Origin of the sequence: uncultured Ruegeria sp. (assembly GCF_947500045.1) — a bacterium.
Classification (GTDB): Bacteria; Pseudomonadota; Alphaproteobacteria; order Rhodobacterales; family Rhodobacteraceae; genus Ruegeria.
The window spans coordinates 594,688-612,723 of record NZ_CANMQQ010000001.1 but is presented as its reverse complement, the minus strand read 5'-3'; the positions used below and the strand labels follow the sequence as shown (position 1 = coordinate 612,723).

At 55.3% G+C, this 18,036-nt stretch carries 20 protein-coding genes; 9 read left to right on the top strand and 11 right to left on the bottom strand.

Features of this window, described 5'->3' with window-relative positions:
- The first annotated feature begins 62 nt into the window (after positions 1-62).
- Entirely contained in the window at positions 63-764 is a 702-nt protein-coding gene (locus tag Q1B46_RS03135) for a LuxR family transcriptional regulator (RefSeq protein ID WP_299944608.1), read from the top strand.
- A gap of 119 nt (positions 765-883) precedes the next feature.
- Entirely contained in the window at positions 884-1,738 is an 855-nt protein-coding gene (locus Q1B46_RS03130; RefSeq protein ID WP_299944606.1) for an acyl-homoserine-lactone synthase, read from the top strand.
- 97 nt (positions 1,739-1,835) lie between these two features.
- Here Q1B46_RS03130 and tig read toward each other — a convergent pair whose 3' ends face one another.
- The 3 genes from tig to Q1B46_RS03115 form a co-directional block, all read right to left on the bottom strand.
- A complete protein-coding gene (tig, locus tag Q1B46_RS03125) occupies positions 1,836-3,167 on the bottom strand; it encodes a trigger factor (RefSeq protein WP_299944604.1) in 1,332 nt (443 codons plus the stop codon).
- A 185-nt stretch (positions 3,168-3,352) separates the two neighbouring features.
- The gene (locus tag Q1B46_RS03120; protein WP_299944602.1) at positions 3,353-4,477 is read right to left on the bottom strand and encodes a porin; all 1,125 of its coding nucleotides are present in this window, start codon (positions 4,475-4,477) and stop codon (positions 3,353-3,355) included.
- 292 nt (positions 4,478-4,769) lie between these two features.
- On the bottom strand, positions 4,770-6,362 hold the full coding sequence (locus tag Q1B46_RS03115) for an NAD(P)H-hydrate dehydratase (RefSeq protein WP_299944600.1): 1,593 nt from the start codon (positions 6,360-6,362) through the stop codon (positions 4,770-4,772).
- Positions 6,363-6,531: 169 nt separating this feature from the next.
- Here Q1B46_RS03115 and Q1B46_RS03110 point away from each other — a divergent pair, with 169 nt between their 5' ends.
- From Q1B46_RS03110 to Q1B46_RS03090, 5 genes are all read left to right on the top strand, one after another.
- Positions 6,532-6,870: a P-II family nitrogen regulator gene (locus Q1B46_RS03110; protein WP_299944598.1), complete on the top strand. Its 339-nt coding sequence runs from the start codon at positions 6,532-6,534 to the stop codon at positions 6,868-6,870.
- Positions 6,871-6,912: 42 nt separating this feature from the next.
- The gene (gene glnA / locus Q1B46_RS03105) at positions 6,913-8,319 is read left to right on the top strand and encodes a type I glutamate--ammonia ligase (RefSeq protein WP_299659864.1); all 1,407 of its coding nucleotides are present in this window, start codon (positions 6,913-6,915) and stop codon (positions 8,317-8,319) included.
- A gap of 128 nt (positions 8,320-8,447) precedes the next feature.
- Positions 8,448-9,095 (top strand): MSMEG_1061 family FMN-dependent PPOX-type flavoprotein, encoded by a 648-nt coding sequence (locus tag Q1B46_RS03100; protein ID WP_299944596.1) that lies wholly within the window; start codon positions 8,448-8,450, stop codon positions 9,093-9,095.
- Between the two features lie 66 nt (positions 9,096-9,161).
- Entirely contained in the window at positions 9,162-9,956 is a 795-nt protein-coding gene (locus tag Q1B46_RS03095) for a lytic transglycosylase domain-containing protein (protein WP_299944594.1), read from the top strand.
- A gap of 197 nt (positions 9,957-10,153) precedes the next feature.
- A complete protein-coding gene (locus Q1B46_RS03090) occupies positions 10,154-11,071 on the top strand; it encodes a hypothetical protein (RefSeq protein WP_299944592.1) in 918 nt (305 codons plus the stop codon).
- A gap of 36 nt (positions 11,072-11,107) precedes the next feature.
- On the opposite strand, the gene Q1B46_RS03085 is transcribed toward Q1B46_RS03090, so the two are convergent.
- Positions 11,108-11,890 (bottom strand): DUF3445 domain-containing protein, encoded by a 783-nt coding sequence (locus tag Q1B46_RS03085; protein ID WP_366871381.1) that lies wholly within the window; start codon positions 11,888-11,890, stop codon positions 11,108-11,110.
- Positions 11,891-11,975: 85 nt separating this feature from the next.
- Between Q1B46_RS03085 and dddP the strand changes: the two genes are divergently transcribed.
- Positions 11,976-13,319, top strand: coding sequence for a dimethylsulfonioproprionate lyase DddP (dddP, locus tag Q1B46_RS03080; RefSeq protein WP_299944590.1), 1,344 nt, complete (start codon positions 11,976-11,978; stop codon positions 13,317-13,319).
- A 10-nt stretch (positions 13,320-13,329) separates the two neighbouring features.
- On the opposite strand, the gene Q1B46_RS03075 is transcribed toward dddP, so the two are convergent.
- Positions 13,330-13,524, bottom strand: coding sequence for a hypothetical protein (locus tag Q1B46_RS03075; protein WP_299944588.1), 195 nt, complete (start codon positions 13,522-13,524; stop codon positions 13,330-13,332).
- A gap of 256 nt (positions 13,525-13,780) precedes the next feature.
- Here Q1B46_RS03075 and Q1B46_RS03070 point away from each other — a divergent pair, with 256 nt between their 5' ends.
- On the top strand, positions 13,781-14,995 hold the full coding sequence (locus tag Q1B46_RS03070; protein WP_299944586.1) for a bifunctional alpha/beta hydrolase/OsmC family protein: 1,215 nt from the start codon (positions 13,781-13,783) through the stop codon (positions 14,993-14,995).
- A gap of 12 nt (positions 14,996-15,007) precedes the next feature.
- Here Q1B46_RS03070 and Q1B46_RS03065 read toward each other — a convergent pair whose 3' ends face one another.
- The 6 genes from Q1B46_RS03065 to Q1B46_RS03040 form a co-directional block, all read right to left on the bottom strand.
- Positions 15,008-15,343 carry a hypothetical protein gene (locus Q1B46_RS03065; protein ID WP_299659850.1) on the bottom strand — a complete coding sequence of 112 codons (336 nt, stop codon included), beginning with the start codon at positions 15,341-15,343 and terminating at the stop codon, positions 15,008-15,010.
- Between the two features lie 196 nt (positions 15,344-15,539).
- Positions 15,540-15,890 (bottom strand): hypothetical protein, encoded by a 351-nt coding sequence (locus Q1B46_RS03060; RefSeq protein ID WP_299944584.1) that lies wholly within the window; start codon positions 15,888-15,890, stop codon positions 15,540-15,542.
- A gap of 10 nt (positions 15,891-15,900) precedes the next feature.
- Positions 15,901-16,458, bottom strand: coding sequence for a hypothetical protein (locus Q1B46_RS03055; protein ID WP_299944582.1), 558 nt, complete (start codon positions 16,456-16,458; stop codon positions 15,901-15,903).
- A gap of 139 nt (positions 16,459-16,597) precedes the next feature.
- A complete protein-coding gene (locus tag Q1B46_RS03050; RefSeq protein ID WP_299944581.1) occupies positions 16,598-17,185 on the bottom strand; it encodes a biotin transporter BioY in 588 nt (195 codons plus the stop codon).
- A 75-nt stretch (positions 17,186-17,260) separates the two neighbouring features.
- Positions 17,261-17,683, bottom strand: a complete 423-nt coding sequence (locus tag Q1B46_RS03045) for a DUF6314 family protein (RefSeq protein WP_299944579.1) — start codon at positions 17,681-17,683, stop codon at positions 17,261-17,263.
- Positions 17,680-18,012: a hypothetical protein gene (locus tag Q1B46_RS03040; RefSeq protein ID WP_299944577.1), complete on the bottom strand. Its 333-nt coding sequence runs from the start codon at positions 18,010-18,012 to the stop codon at positions 17,680-17,682. Before Q1B46_RS03040 ends, Q1B46_RS03045 begins: the two co-directional genes overlap by 4 nt.
- Positions 18,013-18,036: the final 24 nt, after the last annotated feature.

Genomic DNA, 18,036 nt, shown 5'->3' with positions numbered 1-18,036 from the left:
GTATCTTTTTTCCTGGTTAAAGGGATCCGCCCTCTCACTCGGGTCTAGCTGGTCGTTGCCACATGGATATTGTTGATCTCAGCACCCTACCAGAACAGGATACTCGGTATGACGAGTTCCTGCGTCAGGTCTGTGATAAATACGAAATGGACCACGCGGCCTATGCGGGTATGAACCCGGCTGCGGGTACCATTCATGGTCACGTGACCTATGGCGATGACTGGAAAGCCCACTATCAAGAGCAAGGCCTGCACCTGATTGATCCGACGCTGCATATGAGCCAGCGCAGCATCGCTCCGGTAGATTGGAGCCGCCTTGAACGTGGCAAAGATTTCCAACGTGTTTTTCGCGATGCGCATGATTTTGGCATTCCAGATCAGGGCATTACCATTCCGGTTCGTGGGCCGTACGGGGATATCGGCCTGCTAAGTGCCGTACGTGAATGCAGCCGGGATGAGTGGAAAAAGCTGGTTCCGAATGTGATAAGCGATCTGCAATCTCTGGCCGTACACATCCATGACAATGTGATGACATCGGACACGATCAGCCGGATGCTATATCACCCCACCCTGTCCAGCCGCGAGTTGGAGATTTTGCAATGGGCTGCAGCGGGTAAATCCCAACAGGATATCGGCGATATCCTGTCGATTTCGCACCGCACGGTTGAGGTCCACTTGCGTTCATCGCGTGAAAAGCTTAATGCACTGACCACTCCGCAGGCTGTCGGTCGCGCGATCGGAATCGGCCTAATTTACCCCGGGTAAAGCAAAATCCCCTCAATTTTCGTCCTAAAAAAGCCAATATTACGGGAAACCCCCAATAGATTCGCCCTCGAATCCGAGTAACGTCTTATCCACAGACAGATTACTCGAAGGGGGTTAACATGATTTTGGTAGTTGATGGACTGAACAGACATCTGTTCGGGGAAGTACTTGACGATATGTTCGAACTGCGCGCTCGGGTTTTTGGCGGGCGACTTGGATGGGACGTCAACATAGAAGACGGCAAGGAAATCGACCAGTTCGATCACTTGGATCCAGCGTATGTAATCGGTCTCGACGACGAGGGGAACGTCGTGGCCGCAGTACGCGCACTCCAGACCACCGGACCGCACATGCTTTCGGATGTGTTCTCGGATATTCTGTGCGGTGAGGCACCGATGCGCAGCGCGACCATGTGGGAATCCACCCGCTTTTGCGTCGACACGCAGCGCCTGACGCGCGGTAAAGAAAAGAATTCCGTCTCTTATGCGACCTGTGAGCTCATGATCGGTTCCCTGGAGTACTGCCGCAACGCCGGTATTCAGGATATCATCACCGTGATTGACCCGGTTATGAACCGCGTCCTCAAACGCTCGAACTGTGCTCCTTACGACTATGTGGGCCAAACCGTTCCAATGGGTAAAGTCCCGGCCATGGCGGCCTTGCTGGATTGCTCTGAAGAACGAATTTCGGGCCTTCGCGAATTCGCGGACATCCGGCACGATGTCTTTATCGAGGAAGAAGAAGCACTGGAGATGTTCGAGGCCAAAAAGGCCGCAACACTCAGCCCTGCAAACCGCGACCACAAACCGCTTACCGATCTTGAGAAATACTTTGTCGAACAGATGAGTTCGGCCAAGACGGAAGAGGAAAGACAGGCAGTTCTGAAACTGATCGAGGCCCTGTCAGACACATTTACACCAGAGCAAAAGACCGCTCTGTTACAGACCCCCCGTGCTTTTGCTCATGAGGCCTGACCCCCTCACCTCATAGCACAAAGCCACCCATGCGGAGCCGTCTAATTCTAGGCGGCTCCGCTTTTTTATGACCCCAAGCAGGGGGGAAGGAAGAGGATTATTCCTCTTCCAGTGCCTCAACGGCTTTTTGCAGATCGTCTTTGTTGACTTCTTTGTCTGCGACCTGGGCCAGCTCGACGATGTAGTCAACAACCTTGTCTTCAAAAATCGGCGCACGCAGCTGCTGCTGCATCTGAGCGTTCTGCTGCACGAACTCGAAGAACTGGCGTTCCTGTCCCGGATACTGACGCGCCTGGTTCATGATCGCCTGCGTCATCTCGGCGTCAGATACTTCAACCTCGGCCTTCTGGCCCAGCTCTGCCAGCAGCAGGCCCAAACGTACGCGGCGCTCGGCCAGTTTATTGTGTTCATCGGTGGGCTCGATCGGATCGTGATCGTGGCCTTCGACCTCCGGGTTTTCTTCGTGCCACAGCTGATGTGCAATCTGCTTGGCTTCGGCCTCAACCAGTGACGGCGGCAGGTCGAACGAAACCTTCTCGTCCAGTGCGTCCAGCAAAGCACGCTTCATGACCGCGCGCGATGCGCCGGCATATTCGGCTTCCAGACGCTCAGCGATCTGAGTTTTCAACGCGGTCAGATCTTCAGCACCGAATTTCGTTGCCAGCTCATCGTCAACCTCGGCTGCAACCGGTTCTTTCACCTCTTTGATGGTGCAGGTGAACACGGCGTCTTTACCGGCTAGATGCTCGGCACCATACTCTTCCGGGAAGGTGACGTTTACGTCTTTTTCTTCCTCGGCTTTCGCGCCAACCAGTTGCTCTTCAAAGCCGGGGATAAAGCTGTTGGAGCCCAGAACCAGCGGGTAATCTTCCGCCGAACCACCTTCGAATTCTTCGCCGTCAACTTTACCAACAAAATCGAACACGATCTGGTCGCCGTCTTTGGCTTTCGAACCCTTGCGGCGCGCTTTGAAGTTCTGCGCGGTCTCGGCCAGATTGTTCAGCGCTTCTTCTACGGCTGCGTCATCGGCTTTGACTACCAGCTTCTCCAGCTCGACCGATTTCAGGTCAACCTCGGGGATCGCAGGCAATGCCTCATAAGACATCTCGACTTCAACGTCGTCGCCTTCTTTCCAGTCCTCGTTGGTCATCTTGACCTCAGGCTGCAGGGCCGGACGATCACCGCTGTCTTCAAAGTGCTTGTTCATCGCACCGTCGATGGTTTCCTGCATCGCTTCACCAAGCAGGCGCTGGCCAAACTGCTTTTTCAGCAGTGCCATCGGCACCTTGCCCTTGCGGAAACCCTTCATCTCAACTTCGGGCTGTGCTTCGGTAAGCTTTTCGTTAACCTTGTCGTCCAGCTCGGCCGCGGTCACTACGATGTTGTAGCCGCGTTTCAGACCTTCGTTCAGCGTCTCGGTAACCTGCATTTTGGTAGTCCCCATAGGATTCGGGGCGCGCAAAACGGGCGCGCCGGGCAAATTTGACGCCTTCTATTTGCCCTGCCGCCCGCGTGCAAGAGGCAATGGCCCTTTCAGCCCGGTTTTGCCCATCTTCCGGACGAAAAAACGCCCCGGTGCAAGCCGGGGCGTTTGATTAGCAAAGTAAGACGAAATCAGAACCTCCAGCGGGCACCCAGCACCCAGGCTTCGTTGTTGTCGAACGAGGCACCGTCTTCGAAGTCGTGATTACGGTATTTCAGGTAGGCATCGGTATTGATGCTGTCGATACGCTGAACAACGGCGATACCCCACGCATCTGTGCTTGAGCCATCGTTCTCAAAATCCGAGCCCGAGTAGTAGTCGATCCCGATGCCGGTTTTACCCCAGGATAACCACTGGTCCTCATAAGCGATCTTGCCGTAGAAGTAGTTCGGATCAGATGCGCCATCCGCATCGTTATCGCGCGTGCCTGCTGCAACGGTAAAGCTCAGACCACTTTGCAGCAGAACCGAGGCCGACCCGATTGTGTCTTTGCGATCTCCCGATCCATCGTCAGCCGAGCGAACGGCATATGCCAATGCCGCAGCAAACTCGACCCCGCCACCGAAGGTGTTGTTATACCTCAAACCGATGTCGTAGTAGTCGTCGTCATCGTCGCTGGACAGGATATTCTGACCATATGCGATCCCGGCCTTGAATCCGCTGAACTCAGGCGTGTCATAGCGAACGCGACCTCGGCGCCCCCCGTCAAAGTTGCTGCTGGAATCTCCAACGGTGATATCACTCAGAAGACCGTCGGTGCCACGGTAGAAAAAACCGCCATTCTCGTCATTGGTGAAGGAATAGAGTGCGGTCCCAACATAGGACAGGTCCGCTTCGGCAGCGCCATCCGATACCATGCTACCCTGACCAGCCGAGAATTTACCCCAGTCACCTGCCAATGCAAAATCGGCGTGACGGATATCTTCACGGGTCCAGCCGCTGAAATCAGTTCCCAACTGGTTCCACTCGCTTGAATTCGGCAGGCCCAGTCCGGTCTCCAGACGGAACGTGAAATCATTGTTGCCAAATGGCTGGAACAATTCCAGTCCGACCCGACTGTTCGAAAGGTCGTTGTCCAGCACACGGGTCTCAGTGTCTTCTCCGTCGTCGACCGAGATCAAGGCCGGGTTCAGCTGTCCATAAAGCAGCACATAACCGCCCGTATTGTTTTCGTATTTCAGTTCAGCGGCGGCAGGCAGTGCGGTTGACGCAGCCAGTACCGTTGCCATTGAAGTCAGTTTGAAATTCACTGTCATATTATTCACCGTGGATGGTTTTACGAGTTTGATACTGCTCAACTATTCACCGGATCCTGCGTTTCCCGAGATACCGGACCAAGTTCCATATTCATTGCTTTTCGCCACAGAGCATTAAGTCGAGATCAAGAATTCAATATGAATTTCGATCCATTAACTGAGTCTCAAAAAGCGACTCTATTGATTATACAAGAAAACTACCGCTCTGACCGTTGCATTCTGCAAACTTCCGCTATGCGTTTTGCGCTGCACTCAGCAGCGCAAATTCGCCAGTCTTGGTAGCAATCGGTCATTAACTGCCAATCTGCCGAAATACTGCTGGCAATTGATCTGCCAAATCTTCGGCAATCAACCCGGGCCCAAAGTTCCGCGCGCATTCCACATGCAACCAGGCTGCCGTTTCCGCCGCCTGAAACGGTTCGAAACCGCGGGCAAGCAATCCGGTGATAAACCCGGCCAAAACATCGCCTGATCCGGCTGTCGCCAGCCACGGCGCTGCGCGTTCATATCGGGCAGAACTGACCGAGCATTGCCCGCCCGGCGCTGCGATAACCGTGTCAGGACCTTTGAACAGCACGCAACACCCTGCCCGTTCCGCCGCTTTACGGGTTGCATCCACCTTGGAAAAGGCTGGGCCCTTTGCCGGGTTCTCATTTAGCTTTTCAGCAATATCAGGGAACAAACGGGCGAACTCGCCTCCGTGCGGTGTCAGAACACATTTGTCATGCAACACATCCAGCAGTTCGGCGGGTTGATCGGCAAACGCCGAAATCGCATCTGCATCCAGAACAGTTCGGCGCTTTGACGCCAACGCGACGGGCACCAGTTCCCGCGAACGCACCAACCCCAAGCCGGGTCCAAGACAAAGCGAATTCAACCGCTCATCCTGCAGTAAATCGGATAATTCATCACCCGCATCGACCCGCTGCAGCATTAGCGCGGTGATCTGGCCCGCGACCTCCATCTGTGCTGCGGGTGGTGCGCCCAGCGTCACCAGCCCTGCACCTATTCGCAATGCTGCGCGGGCTGCCAACCGTGCGGCCCCGGTTTTTCCAACGCCACCTGTCAGGACAAAGGCGTGTCCATACGAATACTTGTGGTCAGGGTCACTCTTGCTGAGGCTGAGGCTAGCTGGCCGTGCTACCAAACTTGCCACTTCTGTACCGTCAGCCTTGGGGTCCAGTCCGATATCTTTCACGATCAGCCGACCGCAATAGGATGGACCGTCGCTCAGAATATGCCCAAGCTTGCGTGCGTGAAACGAGACCGTCAGGGCGGAACGCGCGCACCGGCGACCATGCTGCGGAAACGCGCCGCCAAGAACTTTGCCCGAGTCTGAACAAAGACCCGACGGCAGATCAATTGCGACAGTGCGTGGCGGAGCGATATCTGTACCGCAGCCATGTCTGCGCATTTCCCACGCGTCTGCTGCATCATCATGCGCCCAAAGGTATTCCCACACTGCAGGATCTTCGATCGGTCGCGCCAACCCGGTGCCAAACAGCGCATCAATGGAAAGGTTCGGATGCTGAAATTCCGTCCGGCCAAAATCGGCCACACTGTGTGTTGGCCCCTCCCATCGGTCATAGTTCACCCGCGCATCCGGTGGCAGATTGGTGGGATCGCCATACAGAAACACCTCGACCTGCCACCCCTGCCCTCGCAACAACCGCGCGACCACGAAACCGTCGCCGCCGTTGTTACCAGGACCGCATAGAACCACCGCACGGCCAGAGCTTTCTGCCAGTTCCGGCCATTCTTCCAAAACCGCAGCAACGACACCTTCTCCGGCGCGCTCCATCAGCTCAAGGCCCGTTGCTTGCCCAGACTTGATTGCAGCCTGTTCGATGGTACGCATTTGCCCAGCAGTCAGCAGTTTCGTCATCTCAACCCCTCGGACGATTCCATTTTGATTACTTTTTGTGCAATGCGATCAAAAATTGATCCATAGCTCGCTTTCCCCGCATCTGGCGCCCACCAACACAGCTATCGGATTGCCGCACAATCTTAGACGTGATCAGTGCCATCAAGACAACCATGCAAGGTGAGCTGGAATGAAAAAGATCGAAGCGATCATCAAGCCGTTCAAGCTGGACGAAGTGAAAGAAGCGCTGCAGGACGTGGGCGTACAAGGCCTGAGCGTGATCGAGGTCAAGGGTTTTGGTCGTCAGAAAGGCCATACCGAACTTTACCGCGGCGCTGAATACGTGGTCGATTTCCTGCCCAAAGTGAAGATCGAAGTGGTTCTGGACGACGATCAGGTCGATGCCGCCATCGAAGCGATCGTATCGGCAGCAAAAACCGACAAGATCGGTGACGGGAAGATCTTCGTTTCTCCGGTCGAACAAGCAATCCGCATCCGTACCGGCGAAACCGGTTCCGACGCACTCTAATTCTAATTGAATACAAACACATCCATCAGAAGGACCAAGGGAATGAGCGTAGACGCAGTGCTCAAGACACTCCGCGAAGAAGACGTTGCATATGTCGATATTCGTTTCACTGACGTGCGTGGCAAGCTGCAGCATGTAACTGTGGACGTCGATCTGGTTGACGAAGACTTCCTGGAAGAAGGCTTCATGTTCGACGGTTCGTCCATCGCGGGATGGAAGTCGATCGAAAACTCGGACATGAAACTGATCGCCGATACCACCTCGGCCTATATCGATCCGTTCTATGCCGAAAAAACGCTGTGCCTGCACTGCTCGATCGTTGAACCCGACACCGGTGAAGCCTACAGCCGCGACCCGCGTGGTACTGCGCAGAAAGCCGAAGCTTACCTGAAATCCTCGGGCATCGGTGATGTTGCCTATATGGGCCCAGAGGCCGAGTTCTTCCTGTTTGATGACGTCCGTTTCTCGAACACTATCAACAAGGTATCTTTCGAAGTTGATGCGACCGATGCGTCGTGGAACACCGATACCGAGTATGAGATGGGCAACATGGGCCATCGCCCTGGTGTCAAGGGTGGCTACTTCCCGGTCAACCCAATCGACGAAGCCCAGGATCTGCGTTCCGAGATGTTGTCGACCATGAAGCGCCTTGGCATGAAGGTCGACAAGCACCACCACGAAGTGGCGTCGTGCCAGCACGAGCTGGGCCTGATCTTTGACAGCCTGACCAAACAGGCGGATGAGCTGCAGAAGTACAAGTATGTGATCCACAACGTGGCGCACGCTTATGGAAAATCGGCTACTTTCATGCCCAAGCCAATCTATGGCGACAACGGCACCGGCATGCATGTGAACATGTCGATCTGGAAAGATGGCAAACCGCTGTTTTCTGGCGACAAATATGCGGACCTGTCGGATGAGGCACTGTACTTCATCGGCGGCATCCTGAAACACGCCAAGACCCTGAACGCCTTCACCAATCCGGCCACCAACAGCTACAAGCGCCTGATCCCCGGTTTTGAAGCCCCTGTTCTGCGCGCCTATTCAGCCCGCAACCGTTCGGGTTGCGTTCGTATTCCATGGACCGAAAGCCCCAAGGCCAAGCGCGTCGAGGCCCGTTTCCCCGATCCAGCGGCCAACCCCTATCTGTGCTTTGCTGCTTTGCTGATGGCTGGACTGGACGGGATCAAGAACAAGATCGATCCTGGTGAAGCCATGGACAAGAACCTGTACGATTTGCCCGCCGAAGAACTGGCCGATATCCCAACCGTCTGCGGCAGCCTGCGTGAAGCTCTGGAAGCGCTGGCATCCGATCACGACTTCCTACTGCAGGGCGACGTGTTCACCAAAGACCAGATCGACGGTTACATCGCACTGAAGATGGAAGAAGTCGAAACCTACGAGCATACGCCGCACCCGGTTGAATACGGCATGTACTACAGCTGCTGATCAAGAATTTTCGACGAAAATTCTCGCAAGGGTGCCCAATGGGCGCCCTTTTTTGTCAGCCACACAAGATTTGACGGATAAGGGATGATCTTCCAAACTCGGGACACAGTACCCAGCGGAGAAAGCACATGCCCGCAATTGAAACACCGTTTTCTGAATATTCAGATCTTGTGACCTCGGAAGAGGAGCTGGTTCGAATTTGCGGCCAGCCACTGCCCCAAATCGTTGCCAAGGAATTACCCGCACTTGATGAGATGTGCCGCGAATTCATCGGCACCTCCTCATTCTGCCTGATCGCTTCGGCCAACCCGGACGGCCACCTTGATATCTCTCCGCGGGGCGATCCCGAAGGGTTCGTGCAGGTTCTGTCGGACAATATGATTGCGATCCCGGATCGACCGGGAAACAAGCGCTTGGACACATTTCATAACGTCCTGAAAGACCAGCGCGTCAGTGTTATTTTCTTTGTCCCCGGTAAAATGGAGACGCTGCGCCTGCGTGGATCAGCAATGATATGCGCCGATCCTGAACTGCTTTCAAAAATGGCTGTCGGAGGTCGCGCACCTAAACTGGCACTACTGATCCACGTCGAAACCGTCTTTGCACATTGCCCAAAATGCATCATCCGTTCAAACCTTTGGCAACCGGACGACTGGCCGGATTCTTCTCATCTGCCCAATATGAACGCGATGATGGTTAAACATGCCAAAATCGACAAAACTCCGGATGAGTGGTTTGAAAGCCTTAAAGGTACGGGTGAACTGGACCTGTATTAAACTGCTTTGCGGGATGTCAGTCAGGGCGTAGGCTGACGGTGATTATTCAACCACCGGATTTCACCCATGCTTCGAATTAGTTTCTATGCGGCTATCGCAATATTCTTGCCATCGATGGCATTGTCTGCCCCCTGCGGCAACACCAGCAATGGATTTGAGGCCTGGAAAACCGATTTCGCCAAAACAGCCAAACGCGCGGGTGTCAAAAAGAAGGGTCTGAAAGCATTGGCGCAAACTCAATACGCCACGCGTACCATAGCTGCAGATCGCAATCAGAAGAGTTTCAAATACTCATTAGACAAGTTCATGCAGGTGCGTGGGGCGGACGTCATCGTTGCACAAGGGCGCAAACGTAAAGCTCGCAATCCGCAATTTTACGCCGCGCTGGAACGCCAATACGGCGTCCCGGCGGGTGTGCTGATTGCTATTCATGGCATGGAAACAGGCTTTGGAAATTTCATGGGAGACAGCCAGGTTGTTTCCGCAATCACAACATTGGCCTATGATTGTCGCCGATCCGAGTTCTTTGTTCCGCACGCCATTGGAGCGTTGAAATTGGTCGATCAGGGCAGCCTCACGATGGCGACAAAAGGGGCAAAACATGGCGAGCTGGGTCATACCCAGTTCCTGCCCGGCAACGCGTTGGCCTTTGGTGTGGACGCCACCGGGGACGGCCAAGTCGACTTTTATAACATGACTGACGCGTTGGCCTCGACTGCGAATTTCTTACGTAAGAAAGGGTGGAAGCCAGGTCGTGGCTATCAAAAGGGCGAACCCAATTACGCAGTTATCCAGCAATGGAACGCAGCCACGGTCTATCAGCAATCTATCGCCATTATGGCCGCGCGAATCGACAATTGAGGTGATCAAAGGATCGACATCGGCGCACCCGAATTTAGCCACATTGTTGCCACATAAATTTAGGGAAACCGTGTTTTTCTTGGTTTCCAAAGCGTAATCAATCGCTGAAATTTCTGACTTTTTTGCATTTCCGTCAAAATTTGCACCATTTCGCCGGTTAGTCTGTTGTGAAGATTATTACGGCAAAGGAACATGCTGTGACCTCGAAACATATGTACCATGGCGGTCTCCAATTCGACGGCTCGGCAGACGGCGCGCTCGAGCGTCTTTGCGACGTCGTTTCGACCACACTCGGGGACTATGGTCATCTGGTCGAGCGCAAGACGCTCATCAGCACCTCTGAGGCCAGTATCGTCAGCAGCCAATACCTTGTGCGCCTGACGTTGGATTCCGAACCCAAAAAATTCGAACACAGCCATCATGAGCGGATGGACAGAACCGCAGGCCTAAGAACCAAGGCGCGCCCAGTCGTGGCACCACCCTGCAATCGGTTGACGATCACGATTTGTCCGGTTTCCAAACTTCTGGATGACAGCGAGATTTCTGAATTGATGCTGGTTGTGATCCTCTACCGCATGGTGGACATCTGCACGACACGGCGCGTCGAATGGTTGTCGCCCAATACCGTACTGACCATCGAACAATTCATGAGTGCGTTTGATTCATTTGCCCCGCGCAGTTCTCGAAATCGCAAACAGATTTTCGAAACAATCAGCGGTCCCTTCGCAGGGCTTGATCTACCTGACCCCGACCCGATGCAATTTGAAACAAAGAGCCAAACAAAGCCGCGCCCAATCAAACTGAGCGATGACCAACTTCTCAGCATCGCGTTCCGCACCGAGACCGATTCCCCCGCGTCTGAAAACAACTCTGAGCAGACTATTGTTACGGACGAAACAGACCGCCCCAGTGACATCCTTCGACTGACCAGTTGGGGAATGACTGGTGCGGTTGCCAGCATATCGGCACCGGTTGCCGTTTCTCTGGCTGCAGTCAATCTAATCCGGGGCGAGGATTTTCGCCTCAACACTCAGGTGCTGGCCTTTACGACCGCGATTTTTGGCCTGAACATCACAAATGCATTTGGCGAGGTCGCAACCGTCCTAGGCATGTAACCAAATTACCGAAGACCCTCCTTGGAAGCCCCGCCATCAGGCGGGGTTTTCTAATTTGGCGACCCGCTCGGCAGCCATCACATAGGTGTGGATGGCAAACACCACCGCACCCGTCTGCGGCAAGCGCAATAGGGTCTGGCGCTCACTGCGAAGGTAGCGAGCCGTGTCCTGGTTCTGCGGCGGGCGCCGCTGGGTGATGCTGCGCGGCTGGAACAGTTCGGCATCCGGGTACCAAAGGGCATTGAACCGCCACAGTGGGCGGTCTGGTTGTATGCCATCGAACAGGCGCTGAACTCTGCGCGCAATGTTGGGGTCATAGGCGACGACGGGCTCATGGATTGCAATCAGTGGGCGCATGAACTTCTCGGACAGCATCCAGCTAGCCGGAAAGCACAGGATCGCACCTGTCAGAACATGCTCGTCCCCTATTTTTTGCAGAATGCAGAAATCCTCTTGCACCAGAAGGCACAGTGTCTCCAGCGGGTGTGACCAATCAATCTCGACCACTGTCCCGTCGGGTCGCAAAACCTGATCCGAGGCATCGGGATAGGCTTGCTTAAGAACCAGCTCCAGCAACTCTTGCGCAGGTTTCAGCGCCTCTGAACTCAGGGCCAGAACATCTGATTCTCGTTGCGCCAAAAGCTCGGCGCGGCGTTGCAGTTGGGTGTCGAACGCATCGTCCCGGTGCAGCCAGTTTTGGGGATCAGCCGGTTTGATACCCGGCAACGGGTTCGCCGCAAGCGGATTGTATGGGATGGTTTGCTGCAATATCACTGTCATGACCGAGGCATAGCACCCCTCTTTGACACTGTCGGTCAAAAAACGACCCAAACACAGTCGCAAACCTTTGAGACACAACATTTTTGGCTTTGCAGGTTGTACACGCAAGCAAAAGGGCCCGCCCGTGGACATACCATATCGCGACATTCGCAAGATTGATCCTTCCAGGGGTGCCACGCTCGGCGACGGAACGCCGAACGACAGTGATCGAATCGAGATCGGGCCAACGCAGCGAGCATTTGATGAATGGGCGGCCGCCGGGCTCATCCTGCCCAATCTGGAGCGGATGCGCGAATATCGCTGGAAGCGGCTGGTGCAGGGGATTGTCACTCGGGGTTGGGGCGGCGTCTTGCTGTTTGACCCTCTGAACATCCGCTATGCGACAGACAGCACCAATATGCAGCTTTGGAACACCCATAACCCGTTCCGGGCCGTGCTGGTTTGTGCGGACGGGTACATGGTGATCTGGGACTATAAGAATTCGCCGTTCCTGTCGGAATTCAATCCACTGGTGCGCGAACAGCGCTCGGGCGCGGATCTGTTCTATTTCGATCGGGGTGATAAAATCGATGTCGCGGCTGATGTGTTCTCGAACGAAGTGCGCGCTCTGATTGGCGAACATGGCGGCGGTAAAATGCGGCTTGGCGTCGACAAGATCATGCTGCACGGTTTGCGCGCGCTAGAGGCGCAAGGGTTTGAAGTGAAGGAGGGCGAAGAGCTCACCGAGAAAACCCGTGCTATCAAAGGCCCTGACGAAATCCTCGCCATGCGCTGCGCCAACCATGCCTGTGAGACCGCAGTGGCCGAAATGGAGCGGTTCGCACGTGCAAATGTCGGGGATGGACAGACTTCCGAGGATGATATCTGGGCCATACTGCATGCCGAAAACATCCGGCGCGGCGGTGAGTGGATCGAGACCCGGCTTCTGACCTCGGGTCAGCGCACAAACCCTTGGTTTCAGGAATGCGGGCCCCGCGTCACCCAGCAGAATGAAATCATCGCGTTCGATACTGACCTGATTGGATCATACGGCATTTGCATCGACATCTCGCGCACCTGGTGGATCGGAGATCAAAAGCCACGCCCTGATATGATCTACACCATGCAACACGCGCATGAGCATATCATGACCAACATGGAAATGCTGAAACCTGGGGTCGCGATTCCGGACCTGACCGCAAATGCCCACCGGCTGGACGACAAGTTTCAGGCACAGAAATACGGTTGCCTGATGCATGGCGTGGGATTGTGCGATGAATGGCCCTTGGTCGCTTATCCCGATCAAGCGGTTGCGGGGGCATACGACTATGAGTTGGAACCGGGCATGGTGTTGTGCGTCGAAGCAGCGGTTGGCGAGGTTGGCGGCGACTTCTCGATTAAGCTAGAAGATCAAGTGCTGATCACAGAAGACGGGTACGAAAACCTGACAAAATATCCGTTCGACGCACAATTGATGGGGATTATCTAAGCGCCTTAGCCTAGTTAGACCAGTGTGACCGTCTAACATTGCCATGCCAATCTTCGGGCGCGGTAAGGCTGGGCGCATTCCCGTTAGTGCTGACCAGCGGCAAGCTTTGCCCCAACGCAAAACCAATTGCGCCAGTCAATAGGATGGCAAACAGAACTCCGGGGCGAATTGCCGGGCTTGGTGGTACAGGTGTGGTATATGCCATTTTGGCCTCCGCTTTGGGTCATTGCGATGAGTTCAATTTGGGAATCTCAAGACAATAAGTAAAATGAATACTTAAACGATCACACATCACAGATAATGATCTTTTATTTTTCACTCTGGTAGCGCACCTAAATCTATCAAGCGGGTGCCTAAGCGCTTCTCGGTTTCTCACCTTCCTGTTACGCGATTGACATAGGGGTTGAGCCGCCTGCCCCCAATGCACAGTATTGTCGAAACCTGACGACCAAGGACTTATCATGCCCACCGAACGCATCACCTTTGCCGGATTCGACGGCAGCCAATTGGCCGCGCGCCTGGATTTGCCGGACGGGCCGGTTCTGGCGACGGCGTTGTTTGCGCATTGCTTTACCTGCTCAAAAGACATTCCCGCAGCGCGGCGTATTTCGGCGCGACTTGCCGCAATGGGTATTGCGGTTCTGCGGTTTGATTTTACCGGCCTTGGCCACTCTGACGGTGAGTTCGCGAATACGACCTTTACTTCGAATGTCGAGGACCTTGTCAAAGCCGCGCAATACCTTGCGGGCCGCGATATGGCGCCATCCCTTCTGATTGGCCATTCACTTGGTGGTGCCGCTGTCCTGCGCGCACGTGCGGGCATTCCGTCGGTAAAGGCTGTGGTAACGCTTGGGGCACCTGCGGATCCGGGTCATGTATCCCATCATTTCGAAGCCGCCCTGCCCGAGATAAAATCGCAAGGCAGCGCAGAGGTTTCGCTGGGGGGCCGCCCATTCCGTATCGGTAACGCCTTTGTCGAGGATATTTCGGAAACCGCGCTTACACCGGCCATCGCTGATCTGAAGGCCGCCCTGCTGATCCTGCACGCGCCGCGTGACAGCACAGTCAGTGTCGACAATGCCAGCACCATCTTTATGGCAGCGAAACATCCCAAAAGCTTTGTCACCCTAGATGATGCCGACCACCTGATCACGCGGGCGGCGGATGCGGATTATGCAGCCGATGTCACCACGGCATGGGTTTCCCGTTACGTCAAGCTGTGCCCTCCCGCACCGCCACCGGGCGCTCCTGAAGGTATCGTCCGCGTGACCGAGGCAGACCCGTCGGGTTTCCTGCAAGACATCCAGTCAGGCCCGCGCCACCATGCAATCGCTGACGAACCTGCGTCATACGGCGGTACGGATCGGGGTATGTCACCCTATGGGTTCGTATCGTCCGGGCTGGGAGCATGTACGTCGATGACCATTCGCATGTACGCCCGCCGCAAGCGGTGGCCCTTAACAGGTATCACCGTCGATGTATGCCACGACAAAGTTCACGCGCAGGATGCCGGGCTGGCGAGCGAAGGCAAGGTCGATCAGTTCCGCCGGAAAATCCGGCTGGAAGGTCCGCTGGACGCGGACCAAAAGGCCAAACTGCTGGAAATCGCCGATAAATGCCCGGTGCATCGAACACTTGAGGGTTCGGCCCATATCACAACCGAACTTCTATCGTGACACTCGTTCGGATCAGGGATTCTTCCAGTCGGTTGAGTGCGTCTCTCGGCGTCTTGTTGCGCCAAGACCGCGCTTGACCCCACCAACAACCGAAATCGAATAGACGCATCCCCTCTGATCAAATGAAATCTCCATAAAGGCATCGCGGATATCTTTTCCAAACGGTCCGCGTGGGTGGCCAGCAAAGCCAAATTCGCCCATATCATCTTCTATTTCATCGATTATTTCTTCAGGAATGGCTTTGGCATTTAGATTGATGCGATAGGGGTTCGGCAGATTGATGTTGGGCACAATCAGGATACCGCAGAACGCGGCTGCAATGGCTCTTAGCTGTTCTTCTGTCAGCATCGTCGTCTCCTTTTGGCAAAGATCGGGCGGGCAATGACATTCGATAGGTGATGGTTACAAAGGAATTCATGAACCAAGCCCGCTCAGATTTTAGTCTAGCACAGACTTGGAGTTCACATAATCGGACGAGCCTAAGGGGCCATTCCCCCAAACCGGATGAGTTGATTTCGGGGCAGACCAAGCTGCCCCGATGCCATCAGCGACGCCGCGGTGACGGTCGATGGATCGGTGGTCGCGCCGCCGGAGGACGCGCCACTGGGGGATGCGGTCGCGACGGTGGTTTTGCGATCGGCGGTTTCGGCCTTGCTGGCGGGTTCGGGCGCACCGGGCGGTCAGGCCTATCAGGTCTATCGGGCCGATTGATATCCACGTCCACATCTACGTCGTGATCGTGGTAATAATCGTTCCACAGCATCGAATCGTAGTACGGGTCATAGCCCACGCCATACCCTACCCCGACCGTGACGCCATCGCAGGCTGACAATGTGAAAACCGCGGTTCCAAGTCCCAGCGCCAGAACGGACCGTTTTATCAGTTTGCGGGTCATCCGAGCCTCCTTACTGCAAAGACCGGAACGACGCGAAAACGGCGTTCAGGGCATCAACATAAGACGGGTCAGACCCGTCTTGCAGGATCGCAACCCCAATGGCCACGCGACCGCGCGGCAAGTCGATCACCGTTGCGGTAAAGTTCACACCGCGCCCGTCCCGATTACCGGTACCCCGAACGACATGCGCGGGCAGCCCGCCAATCCGGGTATCGCTGGTGCTGGTCACGGTCGGGTCTTTGACAAGAAACTTGTCGATATCTTCAAGATAGCGCAGGCCATCTTGAATGCTGGAAACACGCGAGGGTGAGACAAAGCCCATCCAGACATTGTCATCGGTGACCGGCCTCATCCCCATGACGCGTGAAACGGCGCGGGCATCGCCCAGTTCCGTATCCTCGATCTCACGTGGGCCGCCGGTGCGTAGGGTCCAAAAATCGGGAACTTCAAAGCGGAACAAAGCCCGCCCCTCGTCCGTATACGTCACAGGCGTGTCCGCCTGCACCGACGCGCCAAGCGACCAAGCCGCGACACAGGCAGTCAGCGTCATACTTAATAATTTACGCATATCTTAATAACCTGATTAGTTTCTCGCATCAGGTTGGCCCAGTTGGAACAGATTTGTCCAGTATCCTGTTCTGCCAGCAACAAAAAGCCGCGCTCGGATCGCTCCGAACGCGGCTGTAATCTTGATTGACGCTGCAGAATCAGGTGCGCGCGTCGCCCAGCAGTTTCCACAAGCCGGGGATCAGCAGCGCTGCCAGCGCCAGTTTGATCGCATCACCCACCAGGAACGGCGTCAGGCCCCATTCCAGGATCGGCTTGTCCCAGCCGTAAAGCTGACCCAGCCACAGCAGGCCCGGCACATAGATCAGGACATTGGCCAGAACCAGCGCCAGCGCCAGCTTGCCAACCGAACGATCCCAGCCACGCGCAGCCAATGCACCCAGCAGAATGGTCGCCATCAGGTATCCGACCAGATAACCACCGGTGCCACCCATCATGTAGGTCAGGCCGAATTTCTCGGCCGAGGACCCGGCAAACACGTCGAAGCCCAGCACACCAACCAGCAGGTAACCCAGCATGGTGATCAGGCCAAGGCGCGTGCCATAAGCGGTGCCGATGGTCAGTACGGCGAATGTACCCATGGTGATCGGAACCGGCCACATCGGCACTTTGATTTTGGCAGCAACAGCCAGAGCAACGATACCCAGGACAACCAGAGCCACCTGCTTGATGCGCAGCGCGGTCCCCTCACGCGGGCCAAATGCGTTGGCCAGTACGTTTGCGTTCATCTCATTTCTCCACGTTCGGACTTATTTGCACCTGCAGCAATGCCCGTTCCGGGCCGTTGCTGCAAGATGATTACGCTATCGCCGAGCGTATTTGGTCTCCATTTCATAGGATTTTCGCGGACCGGACACGGTCCAGCGGACCGTCCAGCACGGCCATCCTGAGAAATCGTAGTGTGCATCATAGCTGTCAGGCGGGCAATCATGGTGGTCTTCGGAGCGGGTTTGACCCAGCCTAAGCCCGTGAAAATAACGATCATCGTCGAAGTGAATGGCGATCTGATCCCCTGCATCGCGCCAATAATAACGGCGCATCCCTGTCATCGCGGGTTGGCCCGGGATGCGCAGTGTGACCGTCTCATCATAAATCAACCCTCGTGCATCGTGCTGCAACTCCGCCTTGCCATCAGCATGGATGACCTGGCTCGCACGCGCATCCCGGATCACGCGCGTCAGGCTCCAAACCCCTTGGAAATCATCGATATTCTTGGGCAGTGTCACTCGGTGTAAGTTCCGTCAGTGGTTCCGCCTGCATCGTCGACAAACCGGATAATATCGCCGAGTTGCTTTACATCATAACAGGCCCAGATATCCGACGGCGGCCAGACCGAACAATATCGATCCTCGCGCACGGCCCAACGCCCCGCGCTGGGGTGGCCCGAAAAGTACAGTGTATGCATGCGGTCGTCGAAGGTCTGGCTGACACCTTCACCGTAATCGAGTTTTTTGCCCGAAAGTGCCAAGAGAATCTCATTCCCTGTCAACTGCTGGAACTCTTCAGCAGCCAAAACTCCGGGCCAGAGCAACAAAATCAGGGCAAACCGTCTCATCCAAGCACTCGCGCCTTGTTCCCT